Source organism: Pyxidicoccus caerfyrddinensis (genome assembly GCF_010894405.1).
GTDB classification, from domain to species: Bacteria; Myxococcota; Myxococcia; order Myxococcales; family Myxococcaceae; genus Myxococcus; species Myxococcus caerfyrddinensis.
Genome location: NZ_JAAIYA010000046.1, coordinates 28,670 through 49,262, shown reverse-complemented (window position 1 = coordinate 49,262; position 20,593 = coordinate 28,670). Strand labels below are relative to the sequence as shown.

The 20,593-nt window shown below is 71.3% G+C and carries 15 protein-coding genes; 6 read left to right on the top strand and 9 right to left on the bottom strand.

The window, feature by feature from the left end; genetic code table 11:
• From G4D86_RS52435 to G4D86_RS50085, 5 genes are all read right to left on the bottom strand, one after another.
• The coding region (locus G4D86_RS52435) for a hypothetical protein (RefSeq protein ID WP_205520413.1) at nucleotides 1–290 on the bottom strand (290 nt) is incomplete at its 3' end.
• A gap of 342 nt (nucleotides 291–632) precedes the next feature.
• Entirely contained in the window at nucleotides 633–2,624 is a 1,992-nt protein-coding gene (locus G4D86_RS50100; protein ID WP_240360938.1) for a S8 family serine peptidase, read from the bottom strand.
• A 63-nt stretch (nucleotides 2,625–2,687) separates the two neighbouring features.
• The gene (locus tag G4D86_RS50095; protein WP_164002802.1) at nucleotides 2,688–3,806 is read right to left on the bottom strand and encodes an aldo/keto reductase; all 1,119 of its coding nucleotides are present in this window, start codon (nucleotides 3,804–3,806) and stop codon (nucleotides 2,688–2,690) included.
• A 123-nt stretch (nucleotides 3,807–3,929) separates the two neighbouring features.
• Nucleotides 3,930–4,658, bottom strand: a complete 729-nt coding sequence (locus G4D86_RS50090; protein WP_164002801.1) for a laminin G domain-containing protein — start codon at nucleotides 4,656–4,658, stop codon at nucleotides 3,930–3,932.
• 80 nt (nucleotides 4,659–4,738) lie between these two features.
• A complete protein-coding gene (locus G4D86_RS50085) occupies nucleotides 4,739–6,688 on the bottom strand; it encodes a RecQ family ATP-dependent DNA helicase (RefSeq protein WP_240360937.1) in 1,950 nt (649 codons plus the stop codon).
• A 260-nt stretch (nucleotides 6,689–6,948) separates the two neighbouring features.
• On the opposite strand from G4D86_RS50085, the gene G4D86_RS50080 reads away from it, so the two are divergent.
• Both G4D86_RS50080 and G4D86_RS50075 read left to right on the top strand, forming a co-directional pair.
• On the top strand, nucleotides 6,949–8,025 hold the full coding sequence (locus tag G4D86_RS50080) for a fatty acid desaturase (protein WP_164002799.1): 1,077 nt from the start codon (nucleotides 6,949–6,951) through the stop codon (nucleotides 8,023–8,025).
• 82 nt (nucleotides 8,026–8,107) lie between these two features.
• Entirely contained in the window at nucleotides 8,108–9,778 is a 1,671-nt protein-coding gene (locus G4D86_RS50075) for an amidase (protein WP_164002798.1), read from the top strand.
• Here the strand turns inward: G4D86_RS50075 and G4D86_RS50070 are convergent.
• Both G4D86_RS50070 and G4D86_RS50065 read right to left on the bottom strand, forming a co-directional pair.
• Nucleotides 9,775–10,431 (bottom strand): SRPBCC family protein, encoded by a 657-nt coding sequence (locus G4D86_RS50070; protein WP_164002797.1) that lies wholly within the window; start codon nucleotides 10,429–10,431, stop codon nucleotides 9,775–9,777. The genes G4D86_RS50075 and G4D86_RS50070 overlap by 4 nt on opposite strands.
• A complete protein-coding gene (locus G4D86_RS50065; protein WP_164002796.1) occupies nucleotides 10,428–11,075 on the bottom strand; it encodes a 2OG-Fe(II) oxygenase in 648 nt (215 codons plus the stop codon). Before G4D86_RS50065 ends, G4D86_RS50070 begins: the two co-directional genes overlap by 4 nt.
• Nucleotides 11,076–11,212: 137 nt before the next feature.
• On the opposite strand from G4D86_RS50065, the gene G4D86_RS50055 reads away from it, so the two are divergent.
• The gene (locus tag G4D86_RS50055) at nucleotides 11,213–13,027 is read left to right on the top strand and encodes a GAF domain-containing sensor histidine kinase (protein ID WP_240360936.1); all 1,815 of its coding nucleotides are present in this window, start codon (nucleotides 11,213–11,215) and stop codon (nucleotides 13,025–13,027) included.
• A gap of 14 nt (nucleotides 13,028–13,041) precedes the next feature.
• Here G4D86_RS50055 and G4D86_RS50050 read toward each other — a convergent pair whose 3' ends face one another.
• Complete coding sequence (locus G4D86_RS50050) at nucleotides 13,042–13,692, bottom strand: cobalamin B12-binding domain-containing protein (protein WP_205520412.1); 651 nt, start codon at nucleotides 13,690–13,692, stop codon at nucleotides 13,042–13,044.
• Nucleotides 13,693–13,816: 124 nt separating this feature from the next.
• On the opposite strand from G4D86_RS50050, the gene G4D86_RS50045 reads away from it, so the two are divergent.
• From G4D86_RS50045 to G4D86_RS50035, 3 genes are read left to right on the top strand one after another with little or no spacing between them, the layout of a single operon-like run.
• Nucleotides 13,817–14,470, top strand: coding sequence for an Isoquinoline 1-oxidoreductase subunit (locus G4D86_RS50045; protein ID WP_164002795.1), 654 nt, complete (start codon nucleotides 13,817–13,819; stop codon nucleotides 14,468–14,470).
• Complete coding sequence (locus tag G4D86_RS50040) at nucleotides 14,467–14,934, top strand: (2Fe-2S)-binding protein (protein ID WP_164002794.1); 468 nt, start codon at nucleotides 14,467–14,469, stop codon at nucleotides 14,932–14,934. Before G4D86_RS50045 ends, G4D86_RS50040 begins: the two co-directional genes overlap by 4 nt.
• A complete protein-coding gene (locus G4D86_RS50035; protein WP_164002793.1) occupies nucleotides 14,931–17,225 on the top strand; it encodes a xanthine dehydrogenase family protein molybdopterin-binding subunit in 2,295 nt (764 codons plus the stop codon). The genes G4D86_RS50040 and G4D86_RS50035 overlap by 4 nt, the downstream gene beginning before the upstream one ends.
• Before the next feature lie 27 nt (nucleotides 17,226–17,252).
• On the opposite strand, the gene G4D86_RS50030 is transcribed toward G4D86_RS50035, so the two are convergent.
• Entirely contained in the window at nucleotides 17,253–20,474 is a 3,222-nt protein-coding gene (locus tag G4D86_RS50030) for a PAS domain-containing sensor histidine kinase (RefSeq protein ID WP_164002792.1), read from the bottom strand.
• Between the last annotated feature and the right edge of the window lie 119 nt (nucleotides 20,475–20,593).

Genomic DNA, 20,593 nt, shown 5'->3' with positions numbered 1-20,593 from the left:
GCCCTTTCGCCTTCGCCTTCCTGCACCGGCACCCGGACGTCGAAGGGCAGCTGGCGCCCGGCAGTGCGGCGCGGGCCCTGGTGCGCGAGGTGCTGCTGAAGGGAGAGCAGGACGGGGCGCTGGTGCCCGGCTGCGCCCGGGTGGGCGAAGCGCTGGTGTGGGGCACGCTGGCGGAGTGGGTGCGCGTGCTGACGGAGAGAAACGAGGAGGTGTACCGGGAGGAACTCCTCGAATCGGCCGAAGCCCTCTGGCGCGCCCTGGCGAAGGAGGAAGACTCCGGTGGCTCCCACGGGGGCGGCACTCCTCCTGGTGCCGCTCAGCGAGAGTCACCGCCGCCGGCCGAGGACCCTGGCGCCTCCGCCGACAAGGTGACTCCTCTCTCTGGCGATTCGCTGCCCGAACGCTCGGCGCTTCCAGCCGGTGCGTCAGCTTTCGTCCCCACGCAGTGGGAATCGCCAGCAACCTCCTCACCGTTCGCGAGCGAGCTGGCTGCCGCCGACGCAACCCCGCGGTCGGGCGGCGGCACGCGCCTCGGCTGTTGGAGCCCGTACGGGCCTGGACGGATGTGGGGCTCCTCTTCCCTGCACGTGAATGAGCGCATGGTGACGCCACCGGGATGGCGGTCGGGGCGCTCATCGAGGTGCGGTGTGACTCCTGCCGACAGCGAAGACCAGGTCATCGTGGTCGATGTACCCGCCCGGCGAGCAGCTCTTCACGCCCTGGAGGTAGCCGAAGACTCCGCGGATGGCCTGCACGTCACCGGCGGGGAGGGTGAAGGTGGCGGAGAGCTCCTGCGCTTCGGGCTCCGTCACCTGCAGCCTCCCGAGGTGCGTCCAGACGGGGTGGTGCGCATCCGGCGCGTGGAAGAGGTCCAGCGCGTCCAGGCCGGGCAGGAGGGCCCAGACGCTGGCGGTGACCGTCACCTGCCGTCCTGGCGCGAGCGGCCGTCCATCCGTGGTGGCGATGCGCAGCCCCTCCAGGGACTCGGTCACCAGGTAGGTGCCGTAGTCACCGTCCGGGCAGCTCGAAGCGAGCGTGTTGGGCGCGTAGATCTCGGGGCCCACGAGTCCGGAGCCGCGCACCAACACCCCGGTGTCACAGGAGGCGCCCACGGTTTCGCACCTCGGGGCCAGGAGCACCGGGTCCGGGTCTGCGATGCCAGGGTTCCTCACGACGGCGGAGACAGCGGGACTCCGGCGGAGGTTGTACGCGGTGTCGTAAGCACGGGCCTCCAGCACGGCCGGCCCGTTCAGCTCCCCACGGGTGTCCCAGGTGAATTCGTAGGGCGCCGACGTGTCACTGCCGCGCAGCTCGCCGTTGACCCAGAAGTCCACGCGGTGGATGGCGACGTCGTCGAGCGCGGCGGCGAACACGCGCACGGTGTTCCGCAGCCTCGCCTTGTCGCCCGCAATGATGAGCCACACCTGGGGCGGCCGGGTGTCACCGGAGGCCGGCGGAGCGCCCGTGTGCAGCAGCAGGTTGGGGGAGCCCCGTCCGGTGAAGGCCAGGCGACCCGGCGTGGCCGAGCCGGTGAGTGCCGCGGCCACCTGCGCCGGCGTCGCGGACGGATGGGTCTCCAGGTAGAGCGCCGCCGCGCCGGCCACATGGGGCGAGGCCATGGACGTCCCTTCGAGCACCGCGGTGGCGGTGTCGTCGGAGTTCCACGCCGAGGTGATGTCCTGCCCCGGCGCGAAGAGGTCCACGCAGCGCCCGTGGTTGGAGAAGCCCGCCCGCTCATCCGTGTCCCGGGTGGCGCCCACGGTAACGGCCTCGGCGGTGCGCGCGGGAGACTCGTTGCAGGCGTCGAGACTGTCGTTGCCTGCCGCCACCACGGTGGTGACGCCCGAGGCGATGAGGTCTCGGACGGCCTGGTCCATCGCCTCCGAGGGCTCGAAGCCCAGGCTCAGGTTGGCCACCGCGGGCGCGACGTGGTGGGCGGCCACCCAGTCCAGGCCCGCGATGACGCTCGACAGGGTGCCCTCGCCATCGCAGTCCAGGACGCGCACGGGGTGCAGCGTCACGCCCCGGGCCACGCCCCAGGTGCTGCCACCCAGCGTTCCCGCCACGTGGGTGCCGTGGCCATCGCAGTCTTCCGCCGAGCCGCCCGGCTCCGCCGCGTCGAACCCGTCACCGAGCCGGCCGTGGAACTCGGCGTGCGTCCGACGGAGGCCGGTGTCGATGACGTACGCATGGACGCCCGCGCCCGTCAGCGCGGAGCGGTAGACGCCATCCAGGGGCAGGTCCACCTGGTCGATGCGGTCCAGTCCCCAGGGGGCATTCGCATGCACCGACGACAGGCGGACGTACGCGTCCTGCTCGACGAGCGCCACGGCGGGGTCCGCGCGCAGGGCGGCCACGCGCTCCTCGGAGAGGTCGGCCACGAAGCCATGCAGCACGTGGTCATACGTGCGCGCCACACGCGCATCATGCTTGCGGGCGACGTCCAGCGCCTGCTGCTTCACGCCCGCCGCCTGGACACGGGCGTCCGCCGGGCCCGGCTTCAACATGACGATGTATCGGCCGGGGACCCGGCGCGCGCTGGAGGACTTCGGGGGTTCGGCGCAGCCCATCAGCGCCAGTCCAGACAGCGTGGCCCACAGGAACGTCAGAAGGTGTTTCCGCATGCCTCCCTGACCCCCGAGTGACTTCGGACGGTCGCGGAGAAATGAAGAAGGTGCGCCCTGCGCTCAGGCGCCCTGGAGCGGGCCCCGGAAGCCGCTCGGCTCCGCGTGCACCGTGGTGTTGCCCGCGAGCATTCCCTTGGTGAAGAAGGGGTTCTCGAAGAACACGTACGGGGTGACGGGCTCGGGGCGGCTCGCGGCCTCCAGCCTGGCGGCGAGTGCGGGCGGCAGCGTGAAGTCGAGCGCGCGCAGGTTGTCCTCCAGTTGCTCCAGCCGGCTCGCGCCGATGATGGTGGAGACCACGCCCGGACGCGTCGCCACCCAGTTGAGCGCCACCTGCGCGGGCGTGCGCTCCACCTCCTTCGCCACGGCAACCAACTCCCGGACGATGCGCCACGGGCGCTCCTGGAGGAACTTGTCCGCCACGGGGTTGCCGCTGGCCAGCAGGGCATGGGCGCGCCCTTCTCCCTTCGGCTTCGTGCCCTCGCGCGTGTACTTGCCCGTGAGGAGCCCACCGGCCAGTGGGCTCCACGGGGTGATGGCGGCGCCCATCGCGAGCGCGGCGGGGAGGTGCTCGCGCTCGATGCTGCGCTCCGCGAGCGAGTACTCCAGTTGCAGCGCCGCCACCTTCTCCCAGCCGTTGCGCTCCGCGAGCGTCTGCGCGCGGGCGAAGTACCACGCGGGCACGTCGGAGAAGCCGAGGTAGCGGACCTTGCCCTCGCGCACGAGGCCGGTGAGCGTCTGCATCACCTCCTCCACGGGCGTCAGGCCGTCCCAGACGTGCAGCCAGTACACGTCCACGTAGTCCGTCTTGAGGCGCCGCAGCGAGCCTTCGAGCGCATTCAGGATGTGCTTGCGGCTGTTGCCTCCGGCGTTCGGGTCGCCGGGGGAGAGGTTCGCCGAGAACTTGGTGGTGAGCACGGCCCGCTGCCTGCCGCCGTGCTTCGCGAAGAAGTCGCCGATGATGCGCTCGCTGGAGCCGGAGGTGTACGCATCCGCGGTGTCGATGAAGTTGCCGCCCGCCTCCAGGTAGCGCGCCAGGAGGCGATGCGAGTCCTCCTCGGTATTCCCCCAGCCCCAGTCGGTGCCGAAAGTCATCGTGCCCAGGGCCAGCGGGCTGACCCGCAGGCCCGTCTGGCCGAGCAGGTGGTACTTCGCCAGGGAGTCAATCAGTTGCGTCGTCATGTCGGCTCTCTCCATCCGGAGGCGATGGGCACCAGCGCCCATCGCCCTGCTACGGATAGGGGAGTGCCCATTCGAAGGCAGCCCGCTTCTTGCGCCTGATTGAGGGCGCGAGGTGGCGCCCGCTCAGTCGATGTTGAAGTACACGTCGTCGATGGCGCCGTGGAACTGGTCGTTGTTGCTGCCCGTACTCTTGGCGCCGATGCCGACCGGCTGCCCCACCGGGCTGATGTCGTAGGTGGAGTCGATGAGCGCGCTGCCCCGGGCGATGTTGTCGATGAGGATGGTCAGCGTGGTGCTGGTGCGCTGGCAGGAGACCTTGTGCCAGGTGCCGTCCGCCACGCCCACCGACGACTTGACGATGATGGCCTGGGCGCCGCCCGTGGTGCGCACCACGCAGCTCGGCTTGCCGGCGACGGCGTCGTCGAGCTGCAGCTTCCACTGGGCCGTGGTGGACAGCCCCTTCTGCACCAGGTTGGAGCCGTGGTCCGCCGTCAGGTCCGCGAGAGTCAGGCGGACCCGCGCACCGAAGGTGAACAGGGCCGTGCCGGGGTTCAGGTCCGCGGCGTCCGCCGCGCTGAGGTTGGCGTGCGGGCAGCCGGTGCCCGTGCACACCGCGGGGAACTGCACACCCTGTCCGTCGTAGCCCGTCACCGGCACCACCGCGCCGCCATTGGCCGTCTGGACCGTGCCCGTGTGGCCCTTGCCGCTGTCGTCCACCACCGTCGTCACGGGGTTGGACACCGCCTCGAAGCGGTACCGCAGCTTCTGGCTCACCGCGCCCGCGGCCACGGGGCCCAGCACGAGCACCGCCAGCGCCGCGCGCGTCATCACCTGTCCAGGCTGTCTCTTCATGTCTTCCGGCTCCTTCAGGTACTTCGGGGAAACCTGAAGGTACCAGAAGGGGAGGGGCGCTCTCGACGACGCCCCCCGGCTCACACGGAGGGTGCGGACCGCGACTCGCAGAAGCCGAGCACCTCGGCGAAGGGCCGGTCCTCCAGGGCGCCGAAGAGCTTGTGGTTGCCCAGCTTCGCGCGTGAGAGCGCCGGGCTGCTCAGCCCGCAGAGGAAGCGCGCCGCCTGTCGCGGATGCCCGAGCGCCTCCGGGTGCCGAGAGGCCAGCGCGTGGAAGGCGGCCACGTCCAGGCCGGCGGGAAGGGGAGGCCGGGGACGCGGGGCGGGTAGCACCTGGGCCACGCCGGTGCGGCACCAGGTGCAGTGCCCGCAGGGGCGTTCGCGCCGCTGGCCGAAGTGGGCGACCAGGGCGTTGCTCTGGCAGCCCTCGTGCGTGACGAGCCGGAGCACCTCCTGCACGCGCGCCACCTCCTGCGCCTCGCGCTGCTGGAAGCGCTGGAGCAGCAGCGCCCCCAGCGCCGGACCGTCCTCGCGGGGGCGCAGCCGCGTGAAGCGCTGGCGGGGCTCGGAGACCTGCGTCTGCGCCAGCCCTTGCTCCTGGAGGTAGTCGAGCGCCTTCACCAGCCGCTCGCGGGGCTGGCCGAGTGCCTCGGCGACCTCGGTCGGGTCGAGCGAGTACCAGGTGCGCCCCTTCTTCGCTTTGGCGAAGACGTCCTTCACGAACCGAGCCCGCTCTCCCTGGAAGCGCCCTACCAGCTCCTCCAGTGGCACGAGCGGCTGCACCTTGTAGCCCGCGTAGAAGGGCGTGCCCTGGCGCAGCACGCCCTCCAGCTCCAGGTACGTCAGCGCGGTGCGCAGCACGAGCGGCCGCAGGTCATGCCGGTTGGACAGCGCGTACAGGTCGACGTGGAGCTCGGGGCCTCCCGCGAGGACCTCCGTCACCAGCCCTTGCAGCGCCTCGGGCGTGGGCAGGTCGCCGTGGGAGAAGTTCTCCAGGGTGGGCACGTCCTCGGGGCAGGCGAACAGCTCCACCACGGACGGCGCGCCGTCGCGGCCCGCGCGGCCCACCTCCTGGCTGTAGCTCTCCAGGCCCTTGGGCAGGTTGTAGTGGTACACGGCGCGCACGTCCGCCTTGTCGATGCCCATCCCGAAGGCGATGGTGGCCACCACGATGCCGCGCCCCGAGGCCATCCACGCCTCCTGCACCCGCTCGCGGTCCCCGGTCTCCAGGCCGGCGTGGTAGGCGCTCGCGGGGAGCCCCTCGGCGGTGAGGCGCTCCGCCACGCGCTCCGCCGTCTTCTGCAGCGTGACGTAGACGATGGTGGGCCCGGGCGGGCGCGACTTCAGCCGCTCGACGAGCAGCGCATCCCGCGCGTCGGCGCGCACCGGCGTGGTCTCCAGCGTGAGGTTCTCCCGGTAGAAGCCGGTGACGACGGCGTTCTCCCCGGGGATGGCGAAGCCCTGGCAGATGTCGCGCACCACCGCGGGCGTCGCCGTGGCGGTGAGCGCGAGGATGCGCTCGGCGCCGAGGTCTCGCGCCGCCTGTGCCAGCTTGAGGTAGTCCGGGCGGAAGTTGTGTCCCCACTCGGAGACGCAGTGCGCTTCGTCCACCGCGAAGAGGGAGATGCGCAGCTCGCGCAGCAGCGCGGTGAAGCGCTCGTTGTTGAAGCGCTCGGGCGCCACGTAGAGCAGCTTCAGCGCGCCACCCCGCAGGGCTTCCGTCACCTCGCGCGACTCCTCCAGGGACAGGGACGAGTCCAGCCTCGCGGCCCGGATGCCCCTGCGTCCGAGTGCGTCAATCTGGTCCTTCATCAGTGCGATGAGGGGGGACACCACCACCGTGACGCCCTCCAGGAGCAGCGCCGGAAGCTGGTAGCAGAGCGACTTTCCGCCGCCCGTGGGGAATACGGCGAGCGCCGCCGCCCCCGGCCCCAGCAGCGCCGAGAGCACCTCTCTCTGGCCGGGCCGGAATTCCGCCAGCCCGAAGCGCTCACGCAGGGTGCCTTCGAGCGCTTCCATTCCCCGTCCCATGTGGCCTTCCTTCATTCAGTTACGCCCTCGTAACACCCTGTGGCGGCCATCCGGTGACACCTGTCACGGTTACCGGTGTTTCGTGGCAGGACGCCCTGCTTGGGACGAGTCAATCGTTCGGTCCAAGCGGTTTGGCCCGGAGTGTGAAAGAGTCCGGGTTCCCCAACGTGACTGACATCTGTCGGGTGTGGAGGCGATGCAGGCAGGCGCCCCGTCACCACACCCCTGTCGCGGGACTGGCCGCAAGCAGAAGGAGATGAATGGCTTTTCTGGATCGCATCCTCGACCCTCCCAGCTACGGCTATGAGCGAAATGGCGAGCTCTACGTGCCGACCCACCGGGAAATCACCGCCGAGTTCTTCTCCCGGCTCAACGTCGTCCGCTCCCGGAAGAACTGGTTGGGGCTCTTCGCCTGGGTGACGAGTCTCAGCTTCGGCATTCCGCTCGTCCTCTTCCTCACCCACCACTTCAGCTGGTGGCTGATGGCCGCGGGCTTCGTCTACAGCATGGTGGTCCTCGGGACGCACGGCACCGTCTGGTTCCACCGCTACTCCACCCACGGCGCCTACCAGTTCAAGAACGCGTTCTTCCGCGAGCTGTGCCGCAACCTGGTCATCAAGATTGTCGTGGAGGAGGCGTACGTCGTCTCGCACCACGTCCACCACAGCTTCTCGGAGCAGCCCGGGGACCCGTACAACGTGCGCGCGGGCTGGCTCTACTGCTTCCTGGCGGATGTGAATCACCAGGCCATCAACAAGAACCTGGACCGCAAGGACTACGCGCAGGCCTGCAAGCTGATGAAGCACACGGGCGTGCGCCTCAACAGCTACGAGCAGTACCAGCGCTGGGGCTCGCTGTGCCATCCGGGGTACACGGTGCTGCACTTCGCCCTCAATTGGGCGTTCTGGTACGGCGCGTTCTTCCTCATCGGCGGGCACGCGCTGGCGCTGGCCCTCTTCGGCTGGGCCGGGGTGTGGGCCATCGGCGTGCGCACGTACAACTTCGACGGGCATGGCGGCGGCAAGGACAAGCGGCGGGACGGCGTGGACTTCAACAGGCGGGACCAGTCCATCAACCAGCTCTGGCCGGGGCTCATCACGGGTGAGTGGCACAACAACCACCACCTGTATCCCAGCGGCGCGCGCGCCGGCTTCCTGCCGTATCAGTTCGACACGGCGTGGCTCTTCATCCGCTCCTGGGCGTGGATGGGCGCCATCACCTCGTACCGCGACTACAAGCAGGACTTCATGGACCGCTACTACCTGCCGTGGCTGAAGGGCGCGAAGGCGCCCGACGGCCCGGCGCCCGAGCAGGTCCCCGAATCCGGTCTGTCCTGAAGCAGGCCCCCCGGCCCGCGCAACCGCGGGCCGGGGCGCACCACGCGCGTCTGAGCCCCCGACAGCGGTAGTGTCCCGTTTCATGACCTACCAACGCAGCCCGGTGAAGGCGCCCCGTGTTTCCGGCATGGCGCTCAAGGCCTTCGTCAACACCCTGGAGAGCGGGGTTGGCTCCGTGGTGCTGGAGAAGCTGGTGCGCGACAGCGGCATCGACCGCTGGCGCGAGCAGCCTCCAGGAGACGCTCCGCCCCTCCAGCTTCCGCTTCCACACGGCGAGCCCGCCGCCCAGGTCCAGACGCCCCAGGACCAGGCCGCGCGCGCCGTTGCCGCGTCCCCCGTGCCGAAGGAGCGCGAGACTGTCTCGGCCTACGCGCGTGCCTACCGCGAGGGCGCGGACCCCGTGGCCGTGGTGCGGCGCATCCACGAGGCCATCCAGAAGCTCGATGAAGGGAAGGAGCGCCTGGGCCTCTTCGTCGCGCGCAAGCCGGACGAGGTGCTGCGGGCCGCGGAGGCGTCGGCGGAGCGGCTGCGCGCGGGGCGCCCCCTGAGCGTGCTCGACGGCGTCCCCGTGGTGCTCAAGGACGAGGTGGACCTGGCCGGCTTCCCCACCACGCTGGGGACGAAGTTCCGCAACCAGGTGGCCGCCGCGGACTCGACGGTGGCCGCGCGCCTGAAGGCCGCCGGCGCCCTCATCCTCGGCAAGGCCAACATGAACGAGATTGGCATCAACCCCATCGGGTTGAACCCGCACCACGGCGCGGCGCGCAACCCGTGGAACCGGGGCCACATCACCGGTGGCAGCTCCAGCGGCTCGGGCGCCGTCGTGGCCGCGGGCCTGTGCCCGCTGAGCATCGGCGCGGACGGCGGTGGCTCCGTGCGCATCCCCGCGGCCCTGTGCGGCATCGTCGGCCTCAAGGCGACGTGGGGTCGCATCCCCGAGACGGGCGTGCCGCCGCTGTGCTGGAACGTGGGCCACGTGGGGCCCATGGGGCTCACCGTGGACGACGTCGCCGCGATGTACGCGCTCATCGCCGGGCCGGACGGGCATGATGTCGTCGCGCAGGCGCAGCCGCCGCACCACCTGTCGGGCTACGAGAACGCGGACCTGTCCGGCGTGCGGCTCGGCATCTGCTGGCCCTACTTCGAGGACGCCGACGCGGACGTGGTGGCGCGCTGCAAGGAGGCGGTGCGCGCGCTCACCGACGCGGGGGCCCGGGTGGTGGAGATTCCCGCGCCTGACCTGAACACGATTCTGTGGACGCACAGCTGCATCATCCTGAGCGAGATGGCGTCGGCGATGCTGCCCTACGTGAAGTCGCGCTCCTCGGACTTCGGGCTCGACTCGCGCACCAACCTCGCCATTGGCCGGCACTTCCGCGCCACCGACCTGGTGCATGCGCTGCGGCACCGGCACAAGCTGACGCGCGAGCTGCTGGCGCTCATGGCGGGCGTGGACGTCCTCGTCACGCCGACGACGGCCACGACGGCACCGGTGATTCCCGAGACGACGCTGCCGGACGGCGAGTCGAACCTGCCGGTGGTGGACGCGCTGATGCGCTACGTGCGCCTGGCCAACCTGACGGGCTTCCCCGCGCTGTCCGTGCCGGCCGGCTTCGACGGCGCGGGCCTGCCCGTGGGCGTGCAGCTCACCGGGCGGCCCTACGAGGAGCACCTGCTGCTGCGCCTGGGCCGCGCGGTGGAGCGCGCCACGGAGGTGCGCACGCCGCCCCTCCATGCGACGGCGCTGCGTTAGCCGGCTTCCGTCACGCGCGAGCGGAGCACCGCGCCCAGCGCCTCGGCCGTGTCCGGTGGGAGCCGGGCGAGGTGCGTGTAGAGCAACTCCTCCACCTGGGCCACCGTCTCCGCCGGAGCGCCGGCCTCACGCAGGCCGGCGAGCACCGTGTAGGCCGCCGCGCCGAGCGGCCCGACGAAGCCTCGCGACTCCTCCCAGAACTCCTCGAAGCAGGGCACCGCGTCCCCGGCGGCGACGCGGACCAGCCGCCCCAGGCAGGCGCCCCACCAGGCGCGGTGGGCCTCCAGCGCCTCGGCGGTGGAGAAGGGGCCCTGGCGCACCTCCACGCGCGTGCCGCCCTCCGCGGGGCGCAGGGCGATGGCGGCGCGCGTCGCGTCCGCGCCAAGGCCCCCGCCCTCCCACGCCATCTCCAATTCCAGCCCTTCGCCCGGCGTCACCGAGAGAATCTGTCCGCGCTGCATGACGGGCGCGCCGCTGGCGTCGATGAGGCTCACCTGGAATGGCTCGCCGGAGGCCACGTCGCCGGTGGCGCCCGTGCGGTGTCCGCCGGGAGGCGCGCCGTACCAGCGCCGCAGCCGGAAGGGGTCTCCGAAGGCCGCGAAGACTTCTTCCGGGCCCTGGGCCAGCCACACGTCCATCGTCAGCTCTCTCATGCCATCCCCGCGCGGGTGCGAACCTCGAAGCGCGGGACGCCGGCCCGCAGGGAGTGGGGGACGCGGTACTGCTCCACCACCAGGCTGATGCGCGCCCCCGAGAGCGCCGGGGCGCCCGCGTCGATGGCGGCGACCTCGTGCGTGAGGTCCCCGCGGAACACCACCAGCGTGCGCGGCACGGGCTTGAGCGCCGCCACCCGGTTGCCCCGGTGGTACAGCCGCAGCTCTCCACCCGAGAGCGTCTCCGGCACCTGCACGTAGAGCACGCTCACCGCCACCGGACAGCCGATGCCGGCGCCGTAGAACTCCAGGCTCCGGTCGATGTGCGCGCCCACCCCGCGGCCCTCGCGCACCAGCAGCGGGTTGAGCAGGAACGTGTCGCAGTCCGGCAGCAGCGCCGTGTCCAGGTAGGGCGCGAAGGCGGGGAACATCGCCGTCACCTCCGACAGGGCCTCCCGCCGGAAGGTGATGGAGAAGCCATACGTCCCGGAGAACTGCCCCGACAGGTTCGAGTCGCCGAGCAGGGAGGAGCCGAGGATGGCCTTCCGGATGGACTCGACGGTGGCGGGCGACAGGGCCTCGGGCGTGCGGTGGACGAAGCTCTGGAGGCGGAAGGCTCCGCCCCACGGTGGCTGGAAGCGCATGGGCGGACTCTAGCCCACCCTGGCGCCAGGCAGGCAGCGGCGCGGGTGGACCCGGCGAGCCAGGGGAACCCGTGTCTGCCTGCTTCTGTTCTGCGCGCCGCGCCCTACCCATCTCTACGGGAAGGATTGCGATGACCATGTCGGGCGACGTCCAGAGCATCCTGCGCTCCCCCGAGCGACTGGCCGCGCTGCGCCGCACCGCCCTCCTGGGCACCCAGGCCGAGGAGGCCTTCGACCGGCTCACCCGCCTGGCCTGCCGCATCCTCCGCGCGCCCATCGGCCTGGTGAGCCTGCTCGATGACAACCGTCACTTCTGCAAGAGCTGCATCGGCCTGCCGGAGCCCTGGCAGAGCCGGCGCGAGCTGCCGCTGTCGCACTCGCTCTGCAAGTACGCCCTGGGCGGCGGAGACCCCCTCGTGGTGACGGATGCCCGCGAGGACCCCGTGCTCCGGGAGTGCCTGGGCGTGAAGGAGATTGGCGTCGTAGCCTACGCGGGCGTGCCGCTCGTCAGCTCCGGGCAGACGCTGGGGAGCTTCTGCGTCCTCGACACCGTCCCGCGTCAATGGACGGACGACGACATCCACATCCTCAAGGACCTCGCGGCCGCGGTGATGACCGAGCTGGAGCTGCGGGCCACGCGCGAAATCGAGGTGGATGCGAGGGCGGAGCACGCGCGCCGCGAGGAGGCGGAGGACGCGCGCCGGCGGATGGCGCTGCTGGCGGACGCGAGCGCGCTGCTGGCGGACGTCTCCCGGAGCGAGGCCTCGCTCCAGCGGCTGGCCGAGCGAATCATCCCCGACCTGGGCGAGCTGTGCGACGTGGAGCTGCTCGGCGACGACGGGCCCTTCTCGGCCGGCGATCGGCTGGCCCACGTGGAGCCCGCGGGTCTGGAACGGCTGCGCGCCGTGCTGTCCTCTCCGGAGGCGCGGGACGTGTGGCGGGCGGGCGAGGCTTCCGAAACCTTCCGGCTCTGCGTGGACGACGTGCCCTCCGCCCGGCGGGGACTCGAGTCGCTCCTCCGGCGGATGGACGTGCGCTGCCTGCTTCGCGTCCCGGTGCTCACGCCCGAGGGACTGGAGGGGCTGCTCTCGGTGGGGCGTTGCTCGCGGGATGCGCGGCCCTACCAGGACGTGGACGTGGAGGTGGCGCAGGCGCTCGCGGGGCGCATCGCCGTGGCGCTGGAGAACGCCCGGCTCCTCCAGCAGGTGCGCGAGGGCGTCCGTGCCCGCGACGAGTTCCTCTCCATCGCCGCGCACGAGCTGCGCACGCCGCTGACGCCGCTGAAGCTGCAGCTGGAGACGCTCCGCCGCAGCGTGGCGGCCGCCGGTCTCGATGACGCACGGGTGCTCCGTCACCTGGAGCGCTCGGCGGGCCAGGTGCAGCGCCTGGCCCAGTTGGTGGAGCGCCTGCTGGACGTGTCGCGCGTGGCCACCGGGCGGCTGGGGCTGCTGCTCGAGGAGCTGGACCTCTCCGCCCTGGCCACGGAGGTGACGGACCGCTTCCGCGAGGAGGCGGAGGCCGCGGGCAGCCGGCTGGAGGTCCACACCCCCGGCCCGGTGCGCGGCGTGTGGGACCAGCTCCGGCTGGAGCAGGTGCTGTCCAGCCTCCTGTCCAACGCCATCAAGTACGGCGCGAGCCGTCCCATCCACGTTGCGGTGGAGGGCCATGGCGAGCTGGCGCGCCTGTGCGTGCGAGACCACGGCATCGGCCTCAGGCGCGAGGACACGGGCCGCATCTTCGAGCGCTTCGAGCGCGCGGTGTCCCCCCACCACTACGGCGGCATGGGGTTGGGGCTGTACGTGGCGAAGCAGATCATCGAGGCCCACGGCGGCACCATCGTGGTGCGGAGCCAGCCGGGGCAGGGCTCGACCTTCACCGTCGTCCTTCCCACCCAGGTGCCGCCCCGGCAGGTCTCCGCGGAGCAGGGAGCGTCCGCCGCTTCAGGGGCGTGAGGGGGGGGCCGCGCTCAGGGGAAGAGGAAGTGCCCGCCCGAGGTGGCTCGCGTCAGGTCCAGCAGCTCCTCGGAGGAGTTGAGCACGGACCAGGCGCCTTGCTCTTCAGGGAGCAGGCTCGCGGCCACGCGCCCTCCCGCCACGAGCGGGATGTTCGGCGTCGTGCGGTGCAGCAGCTCCAGGGTGAGCCGCGCGTCGTCCAGGCGCTCCGGCATGGCGACGGAGAGCCCGACGAAGGCGGGCTGCTCGCGGGCGACGAACACCGCCAGGTCCTTGGCGGGCGTGTCCGCTCCCAGGAAGCGCACGTGCCAGCCGTCGAGCGCCAGCACCTGGGCGACGAGCCGCGCCCCGAGCAGGTGCCGCTCTCCGGGCGCGCAGGCGATGACGGCCCGGGGCCCGCCCTGGTGCCACCCGAGGCCTGGCAGCGACTGGGTCAGCAGCTCGCGCAGCAGCTCCGAGGCGGCGTGTTCCTCCGCCACGGTGATGGCACCGTTGCACCAGCGGTCGCCGACGGCCTGCATGACGGGGCGGGCCAGCGCGTCCACGAGGAACGCCGCGCCGCCACCGTCCATGTAGTCATGCACCGCCTCGAGCACCGTCCCGGTATTCCCCACGAGGAGCGCGTCCGCGACGACTTCGGGAGAAGGCAACCGTGTAAGGGACAAGACACCCACCTCCTGGCACTCGGGTTCCACCTGGGAACGTGGGGGTGCGCGCCGCCGGTGCAAAGCCCCTGTGCGGCGAACATTCGCCTTGTGGTGGGGCGGGACATGCTGGAGCCTTGTCCCAATGCAGCCAACTCTCCAGGTCATGGCTCCGCTGCTCGTCCTCCTGGCGGTGGGCGGATGCCGGCGTGAGCCCGATGCGGGTGCGGCCCAGAAGGTCGCGCTCCCCGAAGTCGCACCCAACGCGCTCCGCGCTCCCCAGGACTTCGCCGCCATCGAAGCCCCGGCGGAGCGCTCGAAGGCGCTCTTCCTCGAGGCCAGCCGCGTGTTCCTGCACCCGCGCTGCGCCAACTGCCACCCCAGCGGCGACGTGCCCCTCCAGGGCATGAACGGACAGCCGCACGACCCACCGGTGGTGCGCGGTCCGGAGGACAAGGGCGTCGTCGGCATGGAGTGCACCAGCTGCCACCAGGACCGGAACCTGGCGCACGCCCGTGTGCCCGGCGCGCCGAACTGGCACCTGGCGCCCATTGAAATGGCCTGGGTGGGCAAGAGCCCGCGCCACCTCTGCGAGCAGCTGAAGGACCCCCAGCGCAACGGCGGCAAGACGCTGGCGCAGCTCGTCGAGCACAACGCCCACGACGAGCTGGTGGGCTGGGGTTGGAGGCCCGGGTGGGACCGCGAGCCCGCGCCCGGAACGCAGGAGCAGTTTGGCGCCATCATCTCGGCGTGGGTGGAGACGGGCGCGGAGTGCCCGAATGAGGAGGCACGGCCATGACGATTCACGTCCGCGTCAACGGTGTGGAGAAGGAGCTGGAGGTCGACCCGGAGATGCCGCTGCTCTGGGCGCTGCGCGACGTGCTCGGCCTCACGGGGACGAAGTACGGCTGCGGCCAGGCGCTGTGCGGCGCGTGCACCGTCCACCTGGACGGCCAGACGGTCCGCGCGTGCGTGACGCCGGTGCGCCGCGCGGAGGGGAAGTCGGTGACGACGATTGAGGGCCTGTCGCCGGACGGCAGCCACCCCCTGCAGAAGGCCTGGTGCGACCTGGGCGTCCCGCAGTGCGGCTTCTGCCAGGCGGGGCAGATCATGAGCGCCGCGGCGCTGCTGGCGAAGAAGCCGAAGCCGACGGACGCCGACATCGACCAGTCGCTCGCCGGCAACCTGTGCCGGTGCGGCACGTACACGCGCATCCGCGCGGCCGTGAAGAAGGTGGCGGGCATTGCCGAGGAGGAGCCATGACCCGGCACCTCCAGTTGATTTCGCGGCGCTCCTTCCTCGAGGGGCTGAACCTGGCGGTGGGCGGGCTCACCCTGGGCCTCTTCTCCGCCGAGGCGCTCGCGGCCGAGCCCTCCGGACGCACGGGCAAGAAGCCGAAGACGAGCTCCCCGGCGATTGAAGACGGCACCCCGGGGCTCAACCCGAATGCCTTCGTCCACGTGGCCCCGGACGGGCTCGTCACCATCGTCTGCCACCGCTCGGAGATGGGGCAGGGTATCCGCAGCTCGCTGCCGGTGCTCATCGCGGACGAGCTGGGCGCGGACATGGCGCGCGTGCGCATCCTCCAGGCGGACGGCAACAAGGCCTACGGCGACCAGAACACCGACGGCTCCAGCAGCGTGCGCGGCATCTACGACGACATGCGCCGCGCTGGCGCCACCGCGCGCACCATGCTGGTGGCCGCCGCCGCGAAGCGCTGGAAGGTGAAGCCGGAGGACTGCGAGGCGAAGGACCACGCCGTCTTCCATCGCGACGGCAAGCGCACGCTGGGCTTCGGCGAGCTGGCGGCCGAGGCGGCGAAGCTGGCCGTCCCCGAGGCGAAGTCCGTCAGGCTGCGGCCGAAGGCCGAGCTTCAGCACGTGGGCCGGCCGCTGCCGCTGCTGGACGGGCCCGCGTACGTCAACGGCTCCGCCGTCTTCGGCGCGGACGTGAAGCTGCCGGGCATGCTCGTCGCGGTGATTGCGCGGCCCGCCGTCGTGGGCGGGAAGGTGGCGCGGTACGACGCGGCGAAGGCGCTCGCCGTCCCCGGCGTGAAGCGCGTCCTCGAGCTGCCCGCGCCCCAGAAGCCCTACGTCTACCAGCAGTGGGGTGGGGTGGCGGTGCTGGCGGAGAACACCTGGGCGGCGCTGAAGGGCCGCGCGGCGCTGGACATCACCTGGGAGGACGGGGAGAACGCGTCGTACGACTCGAAGCAGTACCGCGAGGCGCTGGCCGCGTCGGTGCGCGCGCCGGGCACCGCGGTCCGCAACGTGGGCGACGTGGACAAGGCCCTGGCCGGGGCGGCGCGCGTCGTCGAGGCCGAGTACTACACCCCCCATTTGCCGCACGTGCCCATGGAGCCGCTCGTCGCGCTGGCCCGCGTGGACGGCGACACCTGCGAGGTGTGGGCCCCCACGCAGAACCCGCAGGACGCGCAAGAAGTAGCCGGGGGCATCCTCAAGATTCCGCCCGAGAAGGTGAAGGTCCACGTCACCTTCCTCGGCGGCGGCTTCGGCCGGAAGTCCAAGGCGGACTTCATCGCCGAGGTGGTGTGGCTGGCCCGCGAGGCGGGCGCTCCGGTGCGCGTGCAGTGGACGCGCGAGGACGACGTCCGCAACGACTACTACCACTCGGTCAGCATGCAGCGGCTGAGCGCGGGCCTGGACGCGGAGGGCAAGGTGGTGGCCTGGCGCCACCGCACGGCCTTCCCGCCCATCGCCTCCACCTTCGCGCCCGCGAACCGGCCGGGCTCGAGGGACCTGCAGCAGGGCGTGACGGACCTGGCGCTCGCCGTGCCCAACGTCCGCGCGGAGACGTGCGAGGCCAACGCCCACGTGCGCATCGGCTGGCTGCGCTCCGTCTACAACATCTTCCACTCCTTCTCGGTCAACTCGTTCATGGACGAGCTGGCCCACGCGCGCGGCGTGGACCCGCGCGACATGCGCCTGGAGTTGCTGGGGCCGCAGCGCGTGGTGACGTTGGCGGAGCTGGGCGTCCCCAAGCTGGAGAACTACGGCCAGTCCCTGGACGAGCACCCCGTCGACACCGGGCGCATGCGGCGCGTCGTCGAGCGGGTGACGAAGCTGGCGCGCTGGGACGAGCGCAAGCAGGACGGCCGGGCGCTGGGGCTCGCCGCGCACCGCAGCTTCCTGTCCTACGTGGCCGTCGTCGCGTCGGTGGTGAAGGATGCGGCTGGCAGGCTCCGCGTCGACGAGGCCTGGGTGGTGGTGGATGCCGGGACGGTCATCAACCCGGACCGCGTCCGCTCGCAGATGGAGGGCTCGGTCATCTTCGGGATGAGCATCGCCCTGCACGGGGAAATCAGCATGAAGGGCGGCGCGGTGGAGCAGTCCAACTTCCGCGACTTCAAGCTGGTGCGCATCAACGAGGCGCCCCGGAAGATTCACGTCGACATCGTGGAGAGCGACGGCGCGCCCGGTGGCATCGGCGAGCCGGGGGTGCCTCCCGTCGCGCCGGCCATCGCCAACGCCGTCTTCGCGCTCACCGGCACCCGCGTGCGGGAGCTGCCGCTGGCGCGCTCGTTCCCGGTCTGACGTCCCCCGCGGGCGGCGGTGCACCTGTCAGTGCATCGTCGCGCCCGGGGGCCGCCGCTCCATGGCGAGCGGCAGCTCCACGGTGAAGGTGGCGCCCCGGCCCTGCTGGCTCTCCGCCAGGATGGTGCCCTGGTGCGCCTCCACGATTCGCCGGCTGATGAAGAGGCCCAGGCCCAGGCCGCCGTAGTTGCGGGTGGAGACGGCGCGGCCGAACTTCTCGAAGATGCGCGCCAGGTGCTCCGGGGCGATGCCAATGCCCTCGTCCCGCACGATGAAGCGGGCCCTGTTGCCCACCTGCTCCACCCGGAGCACCACGGGCTGGCCGGGCCCGTACTTGATGGCATTGGACAGCAGGCCCCGCGCCACCTGCTCCAGCCGGTGCCGGTCCCACCAACCCATCACCGGCCCCGGGGCCTCGACGACGAGCTCGCACCCGGCCTGGGCGGCCTGGGTCCGGAACTGCTCCACCACCGCGCGCAGGACGGCCGTCAGGTCCATCGTCTCCCGCTTCAGCGACAGTGTCTCGCCGGTGAGCTGGGTCACGTCCAGCAAGTCGTTGATGAGCGCGGTGAGCTTGCGAATCTGCAGGGTGGCATTCTCCGCCGTGGCCAGCACGCGCTCCCGGAGCCTGTCTCCGGGGATGTCCGCGCGGGCCTCGCGCGCGAGCCCCTGGAGCTTCATCTGCAGCGGCGTGAGTGGCGTCTTCAGCTCGTGGGAGGCCACGGTGAGGAACTCGTCGCGCAGCCGCACGGACTCCTGGAGCCGGGCCTCGGTCTGCTTCAGCGGCGTCACGTCCTGGAGGGCGAGCACCGCGGTGGCCGGGTGGCCGTGCATCGCCGGGAGCAGCTCCGAGTCCGTGAGGAGTGAGTACGTCCCCGCCTCCGTGTGCCACACCACGGGGGCCTGCATGAGCCGCTCGCCACGCGCGGCCCGCGCTCCGGGGCTATGCTCCCTGGGAATGGGCGTCCCCGCGTCGTCGGTGAGGCGGTACACGGCGTCATAGTCGTTCGTGGGGAAGCCCAGCGGAAAGACGCCGCCCGCCATCCGGTGGGCGGCCTGGCTCGCGAAGAGGGCCCGTCCGGTGCCGGGCTCTATCAGCAGGAAGGGGATGGGGAGGAGGTTGAGCACCGACTCCAGCCACTGCTGCTGGTTGGTCAGGTGCGCCGCCAGCTCCTCCGCCCTCTGCCGGGACTGGACATGCTCCGTCACGTCCATGGAGAAGGACATGACGGAGTCCACCTGCCCGTCGGCGTCGCGCAGCGGCACGTAGGCGATGTTGAAGTAGCGGTCCTCCCGCGCGCCGTCTCCACGCGGGTCCACCCGGGCGAGGACCTCCCTCATTTCGAGGGGCTTTCCGGATTCGTAGACGTGCTGCAGCTCCCGGGAGTAGTCCTCGCCATTGCGGTTGCGCTTGACGAGCTCCTTCAGAGACAGGTCGGTGAGATCCACTCCGTACGCATATTGCCGGTAGAGGGGGTTGACGAGCGTGAAGACCTGGTCGGGGCCACGCAAGATGGCGATGGACGCCGGGACGTTCATGAGGACGTCGTAGAGGCGCGCCCGTTCGACTTCCACCTCGGCCTCCGCCCGCTTGCGGTCGGTGATGTCATGCACGAGGGCGACGAAGCCCTTCACGTGGCCCTGGGGCGTGCGCGTAGGGACATAGGTGGACTGGACGTGCAGCATCCGCCCGTCCCGGAGCGTCAGGGCGCTCTCGTAGCTGACGGTCTCCCCCGCCAGGGCCCTGCGCATCCAATCCTTCAGGTGGGCATACCCCATCTCGCCGGACAGCCCGCGCACCGGCTGGCCCGTCAGTGCGTCGGGATTGAGCCCGAACCACGTCTCGAACGCCCGGTTGCAGAAGACGTAGCGCTCGTCGCGGTCGACGTAGGCCACCAGGGCAGGGAGCGCGTCGGTGATGGCGCGCAATTGGTGCTCCCGCATGCGCACCACCTCGCGGCTCTCCTCCAGGGCCTCCTTCGCGAGCACCTGCTCCGTCACGTCGCGCTGGGTGCCCCACACGCGCACCAACTGGCCGCCCTCCACCACGCCAACGAGGTTCGCCAGCCGCACGCGCTCCCCGCCGGCCTTGTCCACCTGGCGCGTCTCCACATTCTCCATCCGATAGCCGAGGCGGACGAAGGGATGGACGGCCTTGTCGACATGGGCCGGGTCCTGCGTGAGCATGGCAATCATCTGCTGCAGCGTGGTGCCCAGCATGTCCCGCACGCACGCGAAGCCCGTCATGCGCGCCATCGTTTCGTTCGTCTCGGCGACGGCGCCCCGGGTCAGCAGCGCCTGGACCTGCGCGTCCTCGGGCAGGCGCGTGTCGATGGGCGGCTCGATTTCCAGCCGCCAGATGCCCTCGGTACTCTGGGCGACGAAGGTGCGGTAGCGCTCGTCGCTCTCCCGGAGCGCCTGGGTGGTTCGCCGCAGCGCGCGCTCCGCGCGCTTGTGCTTGGTGATGTCCTCGGCGGTGGAAATCCACTCGCGCACGAGGCCCCGGTCATCGAACACCGGCACGCTCCGGATGACGGTGTCGCGGTAGGTCCCGTCATGGCACCGCAGCCGCGCCTCGCCCCGGTAGGGGTCCCTGAGCTCGAGGGCCGCGGCCCACTCCGACACGAAGCGCGTGCGGTCGCTCGGGTGGATGGCGTCGAGCCAGCCCAGCCCCAGGTGGGCGTCATGGCTCTGTCCCGTGAAGGCGAGCCAGTGGGGCGCCGGCTCCACCAGCTCTCCCCGGCCGTTGGTGGTCCACACCGTCTGCGCCACGGACTCCACCAGGGAGCGGTAGCGCTGCTCGCTCATGCGGAGCGCCAGGTCCGCGCGCTTCGACTCCGTCGTGTCCACCACGGCGATGCCGATGCCTTGCGTGACGCCGTGGATGTCGCGCACGGGGTAGTAGTTCACCAGGAAGTGGCTCTCGGCTCCGCCGTCCTTGTAGGTGGGGCCGACAATCTCCAGGTTCAGGGCCGGCTGTCCCGTCTCCAGGACCTGCCGGTAGTGCGGCTCGACGAAGGGCCACAGCTCGGGGATGACGTCGCGCACCTTGCGGCCCAGGTGGGCCTGGCGGGGCAGCCCGTTCATGTCGGCCAGGGCGTCGTTGATGTGGATGAAGCGCAGGTCCAGGTCCACGAAGGCGAGGCCCACCGGAGCACTGGCCACCATCGTCTCGAGGAACAGCCGGGACTGCTCCGCGGTGATGCCTTCGATGGCTTCCCTGTCCGTCAAGCCCGTGCCGTGACCCAACACCTGCGCTCCTCCCAAGGGTTCACCCTGGACGAGCCCACAGGGTGGCGGTGCCCGCCCGGCCCTTCCAGCCGGGGCATTCTTCCTGGAGTGTGCGCATCTTGGACACCCGCCGGGAG

What these genes read in the sequence shown, in the direction of transcription:
- G4D86_RS50100 (WP_240360938.1), bottom strand. Translation starts at nt 2,624, where the DNA reads ATGCGGAAACACCTTCTGACGTTCCTGTGGGCCACGCTGTCTGGACTG.
- G4D86_RS50095 (WP_164002802.1), bottom strand. Translation starts at nt 3,806, where the DNA reads ATGACGACGCAACTGATTGACTCCCTGGCGAAGTACCACCTGCTCGGC.
- G4D86_RS50090 (WP_164002801.1), bottom strand. Translation starts at nt 4,658, where the DNA reads ATGAAGAGACAGCCTGGACAGGTGATGACGCGCGCGGCGCTGGCGGTG.
- G4D86_RS50085 (WP_240360937.1), bottom strand. Translation starts at nt 6,688, where the DNA reads ATGGGACGGGGAATGGAAGCGCTCGAAGGCACCCTGCGTGAGCGCTTC.
- G4D86_RS50080 (WP_164002799.1), top strand. Translation starts at nt 6,949, where the DNA reads ATGGCTTTTCTGGATCGCATCCTCGACCCTCCCAGCTACGGCTATGAG.
- G4D86_RS50075 (WP_164002798.1), top strand. Translation starts at nt 8,108, where the DNA reads ATGACCTACCAACGCAGCCCGGTGAAGGCGCCCCGTGTTTCCGGCATG.
- G4D86_RS50070 (WP_164002797.1), bottom strand. Translation starts at nt 10,431, where the DNA reads ATGAGAGAGCTGACGATGGACGTGTGGCTGGCCCAGGGCCCGGAAGAA.
- G4D86_RS50065 (WP_164002796.1), bottom strand. Translation starts at nt 11,075, where the DNA reads ATGCGCTTCCAGCCACCGTGGGGCGGAGCCTTCCGCCTCCAGAGCTTC.
- G4D86_RS50055 (WP_240360936.1), top strand. Translation starts at nt 11,213, where the DNA reads ATGTCGGGCGACGTCCAGAGCATCCTGCGCTCCCCCGAGCGACTGGCC.
- G4D86_RS50045 (WP_164002795.1), top strand. Translation starts at nt 13,817, where the DNA reads ATGCAGCCAACTCTCCAGGTCATGGCTCCGCTGCTCGTCCTCCTGGCG.
- G4D86_RS50040 (WP_164002794.1), top strand. Translation starts at nt 14,467, where the DNA reads ATGACGATTCACGTCCGCGTCAACGGTGTGGAGAAGGAGCTGGAGGTC.
- G4D86_RS50035 (WP_164002793.1), top strand. Translation starts at nt 14,931, where the DNA reads ATGACCCGGCACCTCCAGTTGATTTCGCGGCGCTCCTTCCTCGAGGGG.